The sequence below is a fragment of the Pseudomonas sp. LPB0260 genome (assembly GCF_013388395.1).
The window spans coordinates 340,774-356,103 of sequence record NZ_CP058247.1 but is presented as its reverse complement, the minus strand read 5'-3'; the positions used below and the strand labels follow the sequence as shown (position 1 = coordinate 356,103).

Genomic DNA, 15,330 nt, shown 5'->3' with positions numbered 1-15,330 from the left:
AACCCGATTTGCTCCGCCACGAGCAGGGGCGATGCTGGAAGCCCTGCGTGGCCTCGGTTACTCGACAGCAGCTGCTTTGGCAGATCTGATTGATAACAGCGTGTCAGCTGGGGCAACAGTGGTTCGTGTGAAATTTGAATGGGATGGGCAGGAAAGCCGGATATCCATCCTGGACAACGGCCGTGGAATGGACGACTCCGAACTGGAGACTGCCATGACTCTTGGTGCCAAGAGTCCTCTTGACGAGCGCGCACCCACTGATCTCGGTCGTTTCGGGATGGGCTTGAAAACTGCCTCCTTCTCTCAATGCCGCTGTCTTACTGTCGCATCCAGAAGTATGGATGGCCCCGTTTCCTGTTTGCGTTGGGATCTCGATGCCATTGCGGCATCGCAGGACGGTGGTTGGAAGATGTTTGAGGGGCCGGCCTTTGGTTCCGATGCGTTCGTTGAGCCAATCGAGACCCTCTGCCATGGAACGATCGTCCTCTGGGAACGATTGGATCGCATTGTTACACCCGGCTATGATCTCGACCACTTTGCGGACTTGGTCGACGACGTAGAACTACGTTTGGCAATGGTCTTCCATCGATTGCTGGAAGGGCCAAACCCGATTTTTCGGCTGTTCATCAACGACAGATTGGTGAGCCCTTGGGATCCCTTCATGACAGGCCACCCCGCTAAGCCGTGGCAATCACCTGTCGCTCAAACTCTCACGCCGTCCGGTCTCGTTGAGGTGCAGTGCCATGTCCTGCCACACAAAGATCGGATTTCTGAAGAGGAGTACCGTAAGGCAGGGGGGCCGGAAGGGTGGGTATCCCAGCAGGGCTTTTACGTATACCGGAACCGCCGTTTGCTTCTGGCAGGGGGGTGGCTTGGGCTTGGGCAGGGGCGCTCATGGAACAGAGAGGAACCTCAGCGGCTCGCCAGAATCAGGTTGGATATCCCCAATACTGCTGACGCCACTTGGAAAATTGATGTCAAAAAGTCAACCGCACGGCCGCCCGTAACAGTACGCCCATGGCTCACCAGGTTGGCTGAGGACACTAGAGAAAGAGCTAGAAGGGTCTTTGCCTTTCGTGGCACGCCAATACCCGGTCCGGGCGGTCTCAAGATCGAGCTACAAGCATGGCGTGTTGAGCGGTTCAAAAGCGGTGTGCGCTACCGCATCGATGAGGGGCATCCGGCAGTGGCTGCGGTAATTGAAGCGGTTGGCGGCAAAGCTGACCTTGTCCGGGCAATGCTGCGAGTCGTCGAAGAAACGGTACCTGTCCAGCGGATATGGCTCGATACGGCCGAGAATAAAGACACACCACGAACCGGCTTTGAGGGTGAGCCTAACGCTGCCGTGATCGAGGTCGCAAGCGTACTGTTCAATGACTTGATCGAGCGCAAGGGCTTAAGCATCGAAGAGGCTCGCAGGTCGATGCTCAGGACGGAACCATTTCAAAATTACCCAACGCTGATCGCCAAATTAGGGGAGAGCCAATGACCTCAGCGGAAGAGGCAGTAGCGCAAGCTGAACTGCTGGAAAATGTTATAGCCACCGCGCAGCGGTTGGTAAAGGCTGAGAAGGACAAATCCAAGATTACTCCGACCTTCATTGCCGAGAAGGTTCAGCTCGCGACGGCAATGTTTGCGGGCGATTCACCGCACGTCGTGGATCAGAGCAAGGCCGTCGTCACGTTGATCCAGCGCTTCAGTCACTGGATCGGAAAATCGACCACGCTTAAAGACAATGCGGGCCACTTCGACTGGCTCACTGCGGCTCGCAAGCGCGATTGGCACTACTGGAGGCGCTACGGGGACTTCTTGGAGTCCAAGCTCTCCGATACGGTGGTCGAAGGACTTGATGAGGCCACCGACGACATCCTCGGTCTGCTGGAAGACCCTCAGCGGGGAGACAGCTGGGATCGCCGGGGGCTTGTCGTGGGACATGTGCAGTCCGGCAAGACCAGCAATTACTCAGGGCTTATCTGCAAGGCCGCCGACGCAGGCTACAAGATCATCATCGTGCTAGCGGGCATGCACAACAATCTGCGTTCCCAGACCCAGATGCGGCTAGAGGAAAGCTTCCTAGGCTACGAGACGACGATCGATCGTGATCCGGGCATGCCCATCGGCGTGGCCGAGTTCGGCGAAGATTTGAAGACCAACTCTGCAACTACACGCGCGGAAAACGGCGATTTTAGCAAGGCTATCGCCAAACACTTTCACGGCATTTCGCCCGAAGAGCGGCCATGGCTTTTTGTCGTCAAAAAACAGAAGACGGTTCTTACGGCCCTGCTTAATTGGATTCAAACGCGTGTGGCTGATAGCACCAGCGCGAGTGATGGTCGTAAGCTAGTGACCAAGCTCCCGTTGCTGATGATCGACGATGAGGCGGACAACGCATCCGTCGATACGGGTGAGCAGATGTTCAACGATGACGGCACTCCGGACGAAGAGCATCAGCCCAAGACCATCAACAGCCTCATTCGCCAAGTGTTGCACGCTTTCACGCGCAAGGCCTACGTCGGCTACACAGCGACGCCATTCGCCAACATCTTCATCCATCACAAGGGTGTGACGGCAAAAGAGGGCCCAGACCTCTTCCCCAGGTCTTTCATCATCAACCTGGCCGCCCCTTCCAACTATGTGGGCCCTGCTCGCATGTTTGGCAAGATTACCAAGGAGGGGCGCAAGGGCGCGCTTCCCCTCTCCCGGAATATTGCGGATCACTACGATCCTGAGAGGGACTCGGGGTGGATGCCGCCCAAGCACAAGAAGACGCACGTCCCGACCTATAAAGGGCAAGAAACTATTCCGCCTTCGCTGTTTGAAGCAATATGCGCTTTTGTTCTGGCCTGCTCGGTTCGAGAATTGCGCGGTCAAGGGGATCAGCACAGCTCCATGCTGGTTCACGTCACTCGCTACGTAGACGTGCAGAACCATGTGCGAGAACAGATCGAGGAGGTCGTGCGCCGCATGCGCCAGAGGGTCAGCCGCGGCATCGGGGCCGAGGAGTTGCTAGGTCAGTTGCGCAAACTGTGGGAAGAGGACTTCTTTCCCATCCGAGACCAAGTCGCGGAGCTCTCTCCCGCCGAGGAGCGTCCGCCAGCCATGCCGAGCTGGGGCGAGGTCCTCGCCATCTTGCCTGACGTGCTACATGACATTGAGATTCGCTCTATCAACGGCACGGCCAAGGACGCACTCGACTATGCGACACCCGGTGCGGCACTTAAGGTGATCGCGGTTGGCGGCGACAAGCTTGCCCGAGGCCTGACGCTGGAAGGGTTGTGTGTGAGCTACTTTGTGCGCACGACGAAGATGTATGACACGCTCATGCAAATGGGGCGCTGGTTCGGCTACCGCCCCGGATACCTTGATTTGTGTCGCCTTTACACGTCTTCCGATCTGGTGAAGTGGTTCGGCCACATTGCCGACGCATCGGAGGAACTGCGGGAAGAGTTTGACTTCATGGCTGAGGCTAAGCTGACGCCGGAGCAGTACGGACTAAAAGTGATGTCGCATGAGGTGCTCACCGTCACCTCTCCCTTGAAGATGCGTAACGCGCAGACGCTTTCGCTGACTTACAGCGGTACCCGGCCGCAGACCATCCTCTTTCACCGCGATGCCCAAATCCAGCAGCAGAACCTCGACGCGACCGACGCCTTGATCGGGTCGCTAACTGGTCCATGGGAAGAGTCACCGAAATATAGCCGCGATGGTGATCCGGACTCCTGGCCAAGTGCCCGTCTCTGGAAAAATGTAGACGTATCTAAGGTGCTCACCTTTCTTGGTGCGTATGCGACTCATCCGAATGCCACCAGCGCCAAGGCCGCTGTGCTGTCGGAGTTCATCACCAAGATGGTCGACACCGGGCAATTGAAGAAGTGGAGCATCGCGTTGCTCGGCGGCGGCAATGGCGACGGCGATCCGCATATCTTCCCCGGCGGGGATCCATCGAAGAGTTATTCGATTCGCAAGACCGAGGACTCTGCCGATATCGAGAGGATTGATCCTAAGAACTTCGCTATCGGTGTGCTCACTGACCCCAAGGATGAAGGTATCGACCTTGGCGACGATGCCTGGCGCGAAGCGTTAGATCTTACCCGTGCCTCTTGGAAGCCTGATCCGGCGCGTGGGCGGGTAAAGCTGCCGGACTTCCCTAGTGGTAAAGGCATCCGCGAAGCTCGTGGAAAGCTCGGAGGCGATGTGGAATGCGGGTTGCTGTTGCTGTACCCACTCACTCCCTATTTTTACAAGGACAAAACACCTGAGCGGCTCCTCGTTCCCGGGTGGAGCAAGCCAATCATGGCTTTCGCTATCGCGTTTCCTTCCAGCGACAATCCGATCAGTGTGGAGTATGAAGTTAACCTTCTTTACTGGATGCAAGAATATGGCCCGTCCGAGTGAAGAGTTTCTGCTGTCTTGGGCCTCTCTGTCTGTACATGACTCCACTCCAGGTTGGCAGGCAATTTCCTTGCCTTCTGCCGGTCCTGTCGAAGTGCAGGCGGGGAGGCGTTCGCCGGCCAACGCCGAGGCGATATTGTTCTACTTTCCGACTGCCAGGCTGGCTCGCACCGAGAAGTTACCTGAGGGGCAAGGCTTTTCGGTCGAGAGAGCAGATTCGACAAATGATGGGGGGCTTAGGTTGGCGCTGACTCGCCAAGCAGACGGAAGCGCTGAGCTTTTCACTGCAATGGCTTGTGATGTGGTTGGAGCTATAGACGATGCCGTTGCTACTGGTGTTGTCGAAGCCAAGTTGTTGCGGGTTTTAATCGGGCGAGTAGTTGCTTGGCAGCAGTTCATGTCGCGTGGTGCGAATTCTCTCAGTCTCGAGGCGGAGTTAGGTCTGGCGGGTGAGCTCGCCTTCCTAGCCGCTCTTCTGGACTCAAGAGTTCCTACTGATGAGGTGCTGAGTGGCTGGGTGGGGCCCGACGATGCCCCGCAGGACTTCCTGTTGGGAGACGGAGCGATTGAGGTTAAGGCGACGATGTCCTCGGCTGGCTTCCCGGTGAAAATAGGCTCCCTTGAACAGTTGGACGACTCTGTGGTGTCGCCACTTTTCCTTGCGGCCGTTCGTTTTTCGCATGGGGAAGATGGACTCACCATTCCAGAAATGGTTGCTGATATCGAGCGACGCCTTTGGGCAGAGCCAGGGGCGGCCAATTTCCTCAGAGAGCGGCTCATGGTTTCCGGATACTACGAAGGTCATTCGAGCCATTACACCCGTAGGTTCGAACTGAAGGAGAGGCGAATTCTCTCCGTGTCCGAGGGGTTTCCGCGGCTGACCCCGGGATCCGTTCCTATGGGTATTACGCGGGCCCTATATGAAATCAATCTGGACCACGCCGGGGACTTCCTCTCGGATCTCGACGCGGCTCTGAGACTACTAGGAGTAACGGATGACGCTTGATGAGTTTTTCTCTGAGACCAGGGGCGAGATAGCGGTTCAGATGAGCGACGGGTCCCCCTTCGCTGAGCTCGTTTTCTCTGAAGTAGTGATGCAGCACCTCGTTGATGTCGGAATGACCTTCGAGCCGGTCGTATGTCACTTTCAAGGGAAGGTCGGCAATGCCAATCTGCGTTTGAGTGGCTATGCCATGTCTGAAGAGGCCGACCAGCTTGACCTTTTTGTAAGTCTCTACGAGGGTTTCGAAGGCCTGAAGCCGATACCCGACCAAGACGTGAAAACCGCGGCGGCTCAGTGTGTTCGCTTCTTGGAGCTCTGTGCAGCAGGGCGCATCGCCGATAAGCTGGATCCGTCAAGCGACGTCCATTCCCTTGCGCTGACGATTCGGGAAATTTACGACGGGCTTGAGCAGGTCCGTGTCTACGTGCTCACGGACGGTATCGCCAAGTCGAAGAGCTTCAAAGCCCGAGACGTTGGTGGAAAGTACGTGAAGCTTGAAGTCATGGACATCGAACGGTTATTTCGGCATCGCTCCGAAGGTAAGCCACGTGATGAGCTTGTCGTTGACTTCAATGAGGTATCCGGGTCCCCGCTACCCTGTGTCTTTGTTCCAGGTGACACCGGGGACTATGATTACGCACTGACTGCAATTCCTGGTGAGGCGCTTCGATTTGTCTATGAGAAGTTCGGCTCCCGTCTACTTGAGGCCAATGTCCGCTCATTCTTGAGCGTGAAGGCCCGGGGCGTGAATGCAGGGCTTCAGAATACCCTCCGGAATGCCCCGGAAAGATTCATGGCATACAACAACGGAATTGTATTGGTCGCTGATGAAATGCGGCTTGACCGTGCCGCAGATGGTTCGCCCGGCATAGTTTGGTTGCGGGGGATGCAAATCGTTAATGGCGGGCAGACTACTGCATCAATTTTCTTTGCCAAGAAAAAATATGCAGATACGGATCTGAGTAGGGTTCGCGTGCCAGCCAAAATCATCGTCATGAAAGAGGAGGATCCTTCAAAAGAGGAGTCTCTTGTTTCCGATATATCTCGATATGCAAATAGTCAAAATTCTGTGCGTCAATCAGACCTGTCTGCCAATAAACCGTTTCATGTCGATATTGAGCGGATATCGCTCTCGGTCTACTGCCCCGATGGTACTGGGCGCTGGTTCTATGAGAGGGCGGCAGGTAGTTACAACACTCTTCTTGCCCGAGAGGGAGTGACCCCTGCCAAACTTCGCGCGCTGAAGGAATCCGTGCCAACCTCGAGGAAAATTACTAAAACCGAGTTGGCAAAATACCTCATGGCGTGGGATGGCCAAGCTGAAGTTGTCAGTCTTGGCGCACAGAAGTGCTTTGATCGATTCATGTCCCGCATGGCTGAACTGGAAGCTGAAGGGAAGGCTTTCCTTCCTGATGTTGCCTATTTCAAGGCTGTTGTCTCGAAAGCATTAATTTTCAAGGCAGTCCATAAGGCGGCGCGGCCATTGGTACCAGCCTTTCTCGCCAACGTTACTGCTTACACTGTTGCGTTGGTCTCAAAAACCTATGGCGAGTCTTTTGATCTCGAGCGGATCTGGAATAGACAAGGTATATCTCCTCAGCTTGTTGAGCAGATTGAAATCTGGGTTCGGGAGGTCAATGATCGGCTTCATGAGACCGCCAACGGCAGAATGATCTCTGAATGGGCGAAGCGTCCAGAGTGTCGAGAGGCCATGTTCTCCCGGCCATTTTCTGCCCCTTCCATTGATATTCCAGAGGCGCGTCGGGGAGGATTGTGACGGATGTAGTTAATACACTGGTCCGCAGCCGAATGATGTCGGGAATACGGGGAAAGGACACCAAGCCAGAAATGCTTGTGCGTCGCGTCCTTTTCAAGGCAGGTTATCGTTTCAGGCTGCACAGGAAAGACTTGCCCGGAGTTCCTGATATCGTTCTTCCTAAGTGGAAAGTCGCGATCTTTGTGCACGGCTGCTTTTGGCACATGCATCAAGGTTGTTCCAATGCCAAAATTCCTTCCACTCGATCCGAGTTTTGGCAGAGCAAGCTCGAAGCTAATGTTGAAAGGGATCGTAGGGTGCAAATTAAGTTGGCTGAGGCGGGTTGGCGCCTTGTCGTTGTGTGGGAGTGCCTGACTCGAGACGCTCAGGCACTGGAGGCATTTCCCGATCGCCTATCTGTCTGGATAAGGGGCTCTGAAAGGTTTGGCGATTTTTCGCCGCCCGATATGAGTCGATGACCGATGCGACAATACCGGCGATTTTGCGTGCGAGAAGTGGCGGTACAGCGTTTCCGATCTGAGTGTACTGCTGTGTTCTGTTGCCCTCAAAGAAGTAATTGTCAGGGAATGTCTGCAGTCGTGCGGCTTCGCGAACAGTCAAGCTCCGGCACTGGCTCGGGTCGGGGTGAATGTAGTAATGGCCGTCTTTAGCTATGTGAGCAACAATGGTAGTGGATGGGCTATCTGCCATTTGAACTCTGAAGCGATCACTAAAAGGTACTGATTCGGAAGTAACGTTCTCATGAGCAGGCAGGAGCTGCTCAGGGAATTGATGAATTTTGGGAGACTCTTTACGCAGCTTTGCGAAGCTTGCTGCAAAGAGGTACCTGTGTAGGTCAGAACGCATGTGGCTTCTTGCCTCATGCTGTAACGCGCCCTTAAGTCTAGAGTCAAGGAACCACTCGCGTTGTTTGCCGGTCATCTTGTTGGGCGTTACGCTGCAAGGTATGAAGCGACCGCCACTAGAGCTTAATTTTCGGGCGTCGGTTGCTGCTTCTTTCATTGTATCTATTAGCTCGCGTCTTCCGGCTTCATAGGGGCGCAGAAGGATAGTGCAGGCCTCCTCTAGTGCATAGTGCCAAGCTTCAAGCGAGTCAGCACCTCTAGAAATTTTGCTACGTAGGGGGGGGAGGCCAGATAAAGCCTGTGCGACGGTGAAGGGGGCTTGGCTGCGCTCCAACACTAAATTTTGAGGGCGCTCTAATAGAGCAGGGCATATTAATGCAACGTCAGCCCGAACTCCGAACAGGATAACTCTGTGCCTTGATTGCGGAAGGCCATAACGTTCTGCTTGGATTACGAAATCATGTGGGTCCAATGCTTCCACATCGTCAGGAACGACAAAGGAGCGTATGCGGTAAGAAAGATTCTCCGCAGGAGAGGAGAGGTCTTCGAGTATTTTTTGGAATATGTGCGAACCATTGTGTTTGGAGGTCAGAATGCCTTTAACATTCTCCATGACAAAGATCGTTGGTCGAAATTCGCGAATTATTCGTAAATATTCCTTGTACAGGAAGTGCTTCTCATCGCTCTCGAATTTCTCTTGGCATTCACGGGTTCGGCGCGCTCGGCCTGCTACTGAGTATGCTTGGCAAGGAGGGCCTCCAATTAGGACCCATTCTTCTGCACCGCACAGAGCATTGCTAATCCATTGATCAACTTCATGGTGTGAGGTCTTGCCAAGTTCTGCTAGCTTTGCCTCTTGAGCCGCCTCAAGAGCCTCTGCCGGAATACTCGGATGTGCGAACAGCTCTTCACGAGATATTTCACCACGAATATATTGGTAGTAGGCATCAGGAGCCTCGCCTTTAGGAAAAGTTCGGAACAGTGCGCGAAGGGAAAGAGTGGCGTGGGCCACTGGGTCTTTCTCGATTGAGACACGCAGCTGGAATTTGCGTGCTCCTTTTTCATGGCCGCCGATGGAGGAGAATCCCTCCCCTAGTCCACCCGGTCCAGCGAAGAGATCGATGACAGGGATGGGATTTTTAATTTCCATTGATTTAGCCGACGCGTCTAATTTGCAGAGATGGGAGGAGCGCCATAATGCGCTAGCTGGGCGCGCTTAATAAGCGCCGAATGGTACCAGGTTAGCAGCGTAGTGAGCAAGAAATGAGGAAGACTTTTGTAAGGTGAGAGCGTCTTGCGGGACTGTAAAGGGTAATCAAGCCAGTTGATCGCTTGGGCTTCGGGTGTCGGATTATAGCTTTCTACAGTTGTCCAGCTGAATCAGACAGCTGGGGCATTTTTTGTCCTGTTGCTCGAAAGTAATCGGCCGGTATTAATTTCATTGGCAGCTAAATCACTAAAAAATGATAGCTAATGTGGGGGCGGTGGCCCCCATGTACACCGTATTTATACTTTTCTCTTGAGAGTAGGCTTGTGATTGGAAAAGCTGATAAAAATCAGGCAGGCGATACTAACTGCGATTAGGAACGGTGGAAATCTTAGCATCAGAATCACCGCTAGCACTAGAGCTCCAGCGCTCGCAAGCATGCCGATGAATGATAGCAGCGCTACTAGGAATCTTACTAACACCATGGCCATTTCCCCTATTTAAAGTAGGTGTCGCCTGAAGAAGTGCCTAAGCTAGGCTTTTCTTCAATAGTTAAGCTGTCCAGCGTCTTTGCTAACGAGGAGTTGTTCGTCGTTGCCAAGCGGATTGTTGGCGGTTGGGCTCGTTCGCTCCCTGCACAAAAGAATTCATCGACGATGACGCCGACGTCTTCCTCACTGTCCTCGAAGGCGCCGTTGCCGAAGCCACGACGTGCCGCCTCATCCAGTGCGGGCTGGTCGAAGCCAGCCGCCTGCCGCTGTGCATCGAGTTCATTGGCGGCCTGCAGCGCTTCGGCCATGTCCAGGCCGCCGCGTACTGTCAGGTCGACGTAGAAGATCGGCGTGCCATGGCTTTGCCGGGTGGACTTGCCGCGCAGACGCAGCTCCAGAGGCAGGCAGGCCAGGCGGTTGCCGGAAATGGCCTGGAAGTAGTGCAGCCGGGCAGCGAGGGTGCGGATGCTGTTGAAGCCGGTGGTACGGAACACGAAGCTGCCCAGCGGATCGTCATCGCCAATGACCACGTTCAGCCGGCCGTAGGGCCTGCAGGCATTGCCTTTGGCCAGCGGACAGGCGTCCGGCGAAGGGCAGGGCAGCGACTGCATGCCGTCCTGGGTAACGCGTTTGCAGGTCTCGCCATTACCCACGCACAGCGGCCGTCCGGACTGCCGGTCGAACAAGGTGTAGTCGGCGCGAAAGTTCAGCTCCGGTTCGTTGAACAGCAGGCGTACCGGAATGCTGCGCAACTTGTCGTCCTTGCCCTGACGTAGCTCGTCATTGAGCGGGTGCAGCAGCCAGCCATCCTTGCCCTGCACTTGAGAGGTGATGGTGAATTGATCATCCTTCTCCGGCAGGCGCTTGCCGTTCTTCTCGATGACCTTGCCGATGGAAATCCGCCCGAGCACCGGCGGGGTGATAGCCAGACCTTTGAGCATGGTGGTTCTCCTGGAAATGAAAAAAAGGGCCAGCCACGCCGCGCGAACGGCACGGACTGGCCAAGGGGAGGGAAGGGATGAGGGAGTTTGGTTTCAGCCGATCAGAAAGCGTCGCGCACCGGATTTCAGCAGCGGGTATTTGGCCTGCAGGTGGGGTTTGTCCTTGAGCAGTTGCGCGACATCCAGGCCGACGCTGTCCTTGGCCTTGCGCCAGCTGATGTAGCCGCTGGAGAACTCCGCCCGACTGGCATCGCCCATGGCCTGTTGCAGCATCTGCTTGAGCTCGGTCTCGCGCTTTGCCTTGTCGGAGATCGACTGGCGCACGGCCTTGAGTTCGATGAAGGCAGCGGTCAGTCCGGCATGGCCGCTGAAGTCGACGACCTGGCCGTTGTCCTCCGGATAGAGGCAGCGCAGGGCCGCTTCGGCGGAGTCCGTGCCATCGGCCGGCGGTGGCGTGTCGGTTTCCACGTACTGCCAGAACCTGCGCTCCAGCTCGATCAGGCGCGCGATCATTGGCTCGTCCCGCTCGATGCGGTGGATCTCGAGCGTCTGGCCACCGAGCAGCACGGCCACATCTGCCGCCTGTTTGCCGGTGACGGCGAGCTGGTGCATCACTTGTAGCTGCACATACTCGGGCACGCCTTCCTTCCAGAGGCGTGCGCCGTTTATGCCGGCGGTCTTGCATTCGAGGATCTGCACATCGTCGGCCCCGATCACCTCGCGGTCGAGGTTGGCCAGCATCCAGGGCAGCTCAGGATCTGGATGCTGCAGCACGGCGTTGATACGCCGAACCCTGTTCTTGGTGCGTTTGCTGTAGTGCTGGGCCACGATGGGCTCCAGCACGTTGCCCCAGTACAGCGGGCTTTCCTCATCCTGGGGCTCGGCCTTCGGCAGCCCAGAGTCGCGACCGGTCTTTTCCAGCCACAGCTCCAGCTGCGACTTGTAGGGATTCAGGCCTACGGCTGCGGCGGCATCCGAACTACCGATGCCTTGTTTGCGGATCTGCAGCCAGTCCTCGCGGGGCAGTTCCTTGGTGCTGACCAGGCGCAGGGCCGGGTGCTTCTTGTGGGTGCTGCCGTTCAATGTGGTTGCTTTCATCGTATTCACCTGCGGACATAAAGACGCCCGACCAGCACGAGGCTGACCGGGCGCGAGGGTGGATGTGAGGGAGGGTTAAGCGGCGAGCCGCAGCGCGTTATCCAGAGCGCGTTGCTTGATCTGTGCGCCCTGGCCGAACCAAGCCGAGTCCATGCGGTACTCGTTGCTGCGCGCCCGACGTTCGTGGTCGACATACTCGGTCACGGCGTTGAGCAGGCCCCAGGCGGTGCCGCGCGCCGAGTCCAGCTGGCTGCCGCGACCGAGGCCTTCATACAGCTCCTGGACCTTGCGCAGGGCGCGCTCGTTGGGCAGTTGCTCCGGCAGGGCGGCGGTCGGACTGGTTTCGCACATCACGTTCATGAAGAACCCCAGCGCTTCGTGCCACTGCACCTTGCGCTCGGCCAGGGCGCGCATGCGGTACATGAAGTCGTCCCATTGCGAGACGGCGATGCCGAGTTGTTGCTTCACCGCCTTCGGATCGAAGCGAGTGTTGTGCGGTACCTTGATTGCTTTGCTGGTGCCGTCCAGGGCGATGGTCAGGGTGTTGTTGCACACCACACGCACGGTGGTCGGCGTGGCCGTGGTGGCCAGGGTGCCGTCGCAGGAGGTGGCCAGCAGCAGGTAACCGTTGACCTGGTCGTGGCCCTTGAGTGCGGCGCCTTGCCCGGTACGCGCCAGCGCCCAGAACTTGCGGCCGCCCTTGAGCACTCCGGCGGTTTCCAGCTCGTAGCCGGAGACCTCGGTCAGATCCCGGTAGAACTCCAGCACTTCGCGCGGCTGCACGGTGTGGTAGCGCTTGGAGACCACCGACAGCGGGGCCTTGGTGTCGGAGCGGAACAGCACCTTCTGTTCGGGGAATGAGTGGATGGCGCCAAGGTGGCCGACGGCATCCGATTTGAAGTGCACGGGGCTTTCCAAGATCTGCCAGTCCATGCCGGCTTCGCGTTGCCAGACTTCGATGGGTTGTTTCTGGGTGAGTTGATTGCCCAGGCCGTGCCAGGGAGCGGCGCCAGCGTAGGCCATGGTTTCGATGAGATGTGCCATGTGAACGATTCCTTTGGGTGCAGCCGGCATAAAGCGCTGCGCGAGGCGCGGCACCGACCGGACGAGCGAGTGGATGGAGGAGAGGGGCCGATCAGGCCGGCAGATTGAAGCGGTGACCGCAGAGCAGGCAGAGGTTGTGGAACAGGACGTGACGGTCGAGCGACTCGCCCAGTTGAGCGCCGAGCACGCAGCCGCCCACGCCGCCGGCCAGACCGCCGAGAATGGCGCCCGACACGGAGCCGAGGGAGATGCCGACAGGCCCGGCGAACGTACCGAGAACTGCCCCGGCCTGGGCTCCGGCCAGGGCAGCGCTGACGCCACGCGCAACGCCGCCCACGGTGCCGATGGCAGCGCCGACTTTCATGGCGTGATGGAAGGAAGCGACTTTGGGGGAGTAACAGCGAGGGCACTGCAATGACATGGTCTGATGCTCCATGGTGGGGACGTTATAGCAGTGATGTAGGATTGAAATTTTTCCTAATCGCAATTGTTCGGGCGGTCCGCTCCAACGGCAGCAGCCGACCGATACATGAAAAAGCCCTTTTGCAACTTCAGTCCGAGAAAGTCGTCGGAAGAGACCCGCCGCGTCAGGATAGTTGTCGTGTGAGTTGATTCGATGAGTCTTGGTCGGTGGGCGGAAGTGAGAGCTGTGTGGCGCGTTATCCGATAGAGCATCGTGAGTGGGTGGTGCGGCAGATGATGCCGCCGCGGAACCGGACAGTGCCGGAGTTGGAGGAAGCGACAGGCACTACCGATGCCACGCTGTATGCTTGGCACAAACAGGCCAGAGCAGCGGGGGCAGTGGTGCCGGGAGAGGGAAAGCAGGCCGATCAGTGGTCGAGCCAGGACAAGTTTCGGGTGGTGCTGGAAAGCACCAGTCTCAACGAGGCGGAGCTTGCCGAGTATTGCCGGCGCAAAGGCCTGTATGTCGAGCAGGTCAAGGCTTGGCGTGAAGCCTGCGAGCAGGCCAACAGTCCGGCTCAGCCAGTCAAGGCCCGACGCGAACGCGAAGAGGACAAGGTCGCGAAGACGCGCATCAAGCAGCTGGATCGAGAGCTGCGGCGCAAGGACGCGGCGCTGGCAGAAGCTGCTGCCCTACTGGTGTTTCGAAAAAAGCCGAGGCGCTCTGGGGAAAGGACGAGGACGCATGATCAGCGCCCCGGATCGCCGCAAAACCCTGCAGTTGATCGAAGAAGCCATGGTGGCGGGAGCTCGGCGAGCGCAGGCCTTTGCCGAACTGGGCCTGTCGTTGCGCAGTCTGCAGCGCTGGCGGCACTGCCCGGAGGATCGGCGCCCTTCGACACCACGAGCGGCACCGGCCAACAAGCTGGGTCAGGAAGAGCGCCGCCGCGTGCTGGAAGTCGCCAACCAGCCCGAGTTTGCCAGCCAGCCACCCCATCAGATCGTGGCGCGGCTGGCCGATCGGGGCACCTGGCTGGCCTCGGAGTCGACCTTCTACCGGGTGCTGAGGGAGGCCGAGCAGCAGCACCCGCGCGGCCGTATCCGCCCACCGGTGAAGCGAGCGCTGACGACCCATGTCGCCAATGGCCCGAACCAGCTGTGGTGCTGGGAGATCACCTGGCTGCCCACCACGGTCAAGGGCAGCTACTTCTACTGGTACATCAAGGACATCTACAGCCGCAAGCTGGTGGCCAACGAGGTGCATGCCAGGGAAAGCGCCGAGCAGACCGCCCAACTGCTGCGCCAGGCCTGTCTGCGTGAACGGCGGGCCGGCCAGCCGCTGGTACTGCACTCGGACAACGGCAGCGCGATGAAGGGCTCGACCATGCTGGCGGCCATGCAGAACCTGGGGGTGATGCCCTCGTTCAGCCTACCCCGGGTGAGCAATGACAACGCCTATGCCGAGGCCCAGTTCCGCATGGCCAAGTACTGCCCACTGTGGCCGGAGCGGCCCTTCGATACGCTGGCGCAGGCCAGGAACTGGGTGAACCGCTTCGTGGACTGGTACAACCAGGAACATCGCCATAGCGCGCTGAAGTTTGTGACGCCGGCGCAGCGGCATGCTGGCCAGGCAGAAGAGCTGCTGCACAAGCGTATCGGGCTGTACGAGGCGGCGCGCGCACTGCATCCGGAGCGCTGGAGTGGCAACATCAGGGATTGGTCGCTGGCACCGATCGTGTGCCTGAACCCGGAGCGTGACACGCTCACGCGACAACTACCTTGAAAATCGCCGGAGATTGAAATCTGAGACGTTGCGAGCGCTGAAAATTACTCCAGATTTCACGCAATAGAACCCATGGCAGTCAGCCCGGATAGATGGAGGGGCAGCGTTCTGCTTTGCTCTACCTGCGAGCGGTAGGATTCGACAAAACTGCGGCCAGGCATCCTGGGTGCCATTCGTCATGCCGCTGGCTGTTCTCATGATGGCAAATTGAACCCTGCGAAATCACATCTATTCTTCTGAATGTGTGTGGTTTCGCCTGAGCCTGCTTTGAGGATCGCAGTGAAGGTTCGGTGTTCTGAATTCGAAGTTACGGCAGTGGGTTTCCGCGTTCTCGGCGTGTCAGGGCA

The 15,330-nt window shown here is 57.5% G+C and carries 10 protein-coding genes and 1 pseudogene; 6 read left to right on the top strand and 5 right to left on the bottom strand.

Features of this window, described 5'->3' with window-relative positions; genetic code table 11:
* Positions 1-31 precede the first annotated feature (31 nt).
* The 5 genes and pseudogenes from LPB260_RS01485 to LPB260_RS29245 all read left to right on the top strand — a co-directional run.
* On the top strand, positions 32-1,489 hold the full coding sequence (locus tag LPB260_RS01485; RefSeq protein WP_208706880.1) for an ATP-binding protein: 1,458 nt from the start codon (positions 32-34) through the stop codon (positions 1,487-1,489).
* Complete coding sequence (locus LPB260_RS01480; protein WP_208706879.1) at positions 1,486-4,395, top strand: Z1 domain-containing protein; 2,910 nt, start codon at positions 1,486-1,488, stop codon at positions 4,393-4,395. The genes LPB260_RS01485 and LPB260_RS01480 overlap by 4 nt, the downstream gene beginning before the upstream one ends.
* On the top strand, positions 4,346-5,398 hold the full coding sequence (locus tag LPB260_RS01475; protein WP_256625436.1) for a PD-(D/E)XK motif protein: 1,053 nt from the start codon (positions 4,346-4,348) through the stop codon (positions 5,396-5,398). The genes LPB260_RS01480 and LPB260_RS01475 overlap by 50 nt, the downstream gene beginning before the upstream one ends.
* Positions 5,388-7,172 carry an AIPR family protein gene (locus tag LPB260_RS01470; protein WP_208706878.1) on the top strand — a complete coding sequence of 595 codons (1,785 nt, stop codon included), beginning with the start codon at positions 5,388-5,390 and terminating at the stop codon, positions 7,170-7,172. The genes LPB260_RS01475 and LPB260_RS01470 overlap by 11 nt, the downstream gene beginning before the upstream one ends.
* Positions 7,169-7,462, top strand: a pseudogene (locus LPB260_RS29245) (very short patch repair endonuclease); the annotation flags it as partial. The gene LPB260_RS01470 and the pseudogene LPB260_RS29245, both read left to right, overlap by 4 nt.
* Positions 7,463-7,475: 13 nt before the next feature.
* Here the strand turns inward: LPB260_RS29245 and LPB260_RS01465 are convergent.
* The 5 genes from LPB260_RS01465 to LPB260_RS01445 form a co-directional block, all read right to left on the bottom strand.
* On the bottom strand, positions 7,476-9,167 hold the full coding sequence (locus LPB260_RS01465; protein ID WP_208706877.1) for a DNA cytosine methyltransferase: 1,692 nt from the start codon (positions 9,165-9,167) through the stop codon (positions 7,476-7,478).
* A gap of 553 nt (positions 9,168-9,720) precedes the next feature.
* Entirely contained in the window at positions 9,721-10,656 is a 936-nt protein-coding gene (locus LPB260_RS01460; protein ID WP_208706876.1) for a hydrolase or metal-binding protein, read from the bottom strand.
* Between the two features lie 93 nt (positions 10,657-10,749).
* Positions 10,750-11,754, bottom strand: a complete 1,005-nt coding sequence (locus LPB260_RS01455) for a YqaJ viral recombinase family protein (RefSeq protein WP_208706875.1) — start codon at positions 11,752-11,754, stop codon at positions 10,750-10,752.
* Between the two features lie 75 nt (positions 11,755-11,829).
* A complete protein-coding gene (locus LPB260_RS01450) occupies positions 11,830-12,798 on the bottom strand; it encodes a DUF932 domain-containing protein (RefSeq protein ID WP_208706874.1) in 969 nt (322 codons plus the stop codon).
* Positions 12,799-12,889: 91 nt separating this feature from the next.
* Positions 12,890-13,162 carry a hypothetical protein gene (locus LPB260_RS01445; RefSeq protein WP_256625435.1) on the bottom strand — a complete coding sequence of 91 codons (273 nt, stop codon included), beginning with the start codon at positions 13,160-13,162 and terminating at the stop codon, positions 12,890-12,892.
* 287 nt (positions 13,163-13,449) lie between these two features.
* Between LPB260_RS01445 and LPB260_RS01440 the strand changes: the two genes are divergently transcribed.
* Positions 13,450-14,983, top strand: a protein-coding gene (locus LPB260_RS01440) for an IS3 family transposase (RefSeq protein WP_371926102.1) whose coding sequence is annotated in 2 segments (ribosomal slippage) — positions 13,450-13,937 and positions 13,936-14,983 — 1,536 coding nt in all. Because the reading frame shifts where the segments join, the coding sequence is not laid out codon by codon here.
* Positions 14,984-15,330: the final 347 nt, after the last annotated feature.

Bases quoted from the DNA above. Each gene is read 5' to 3' on its own strand.
- LPB260_RS01485 (WP_208706880.1), top strand. From the start codon at position 32: ATGCTGGAAGCCCTGCGTGGCCTCGGTTACTCGACAGCAGCTGCTTTG.
- LPB260_RS01480 (WP_208706879.1), top strand. From the start codon at position 1,486: ATGACCTCAGCGGAAGAGGCAGTAGCGCAAGCTGAACTGCTGGAAAAT.
- LPB260_RS01475 (WP_256625436.1), top strand. From the start codon at position 4,346: ATGAAGTTAACCTTCTTTACTGGATGCAAGAATATGGCCCGTCCGAGT.
- LPB260_RS01470 (WP_208706878.1), top strand. From the start codon at position 5,388: ATGACGCTTGATGAGTTTTTCTCTGAGACCAGGGGCGAGATAGCGGTT.
- LPB260_RS01465 (WP_208706877.1), bottom strand. From the start codon at position 9,167: ATGGAAATTAAAAATCCCATCCCTGTCATCGATCTCTTCGCTGGACCG.
- LPB260_RS01460 (WP_208706876.1), bottom strand. From the start codon at position 10,656: ATGCTCAAAGGTCTGGCTATCACCCCGCCGGTGCTCGGGCGGATTTCC.
- LPB260_RS01455 (WP_208706875.1), bottom strand. From the start codon at position 11,754: ATGAAAGCAACCACATTGAACGGCAGCACCCACAAGAAGCACCCGGCC.
- LPB260_RS01450 (WP_208706874.1), bottom strand. From the start codon at position 12,798: ATGGCACATCTCATCGAAACCATGGCCTACGCTGGCGCCGCTCCCTGG.
- LPB260_RS01445 (WP_256625435.1), bottom strand. From the start codon at position 13,162: ATGAAAGTCGGCGCTGCCATCGGCACCGTGGGCGGCGTTGCGCGTGGC.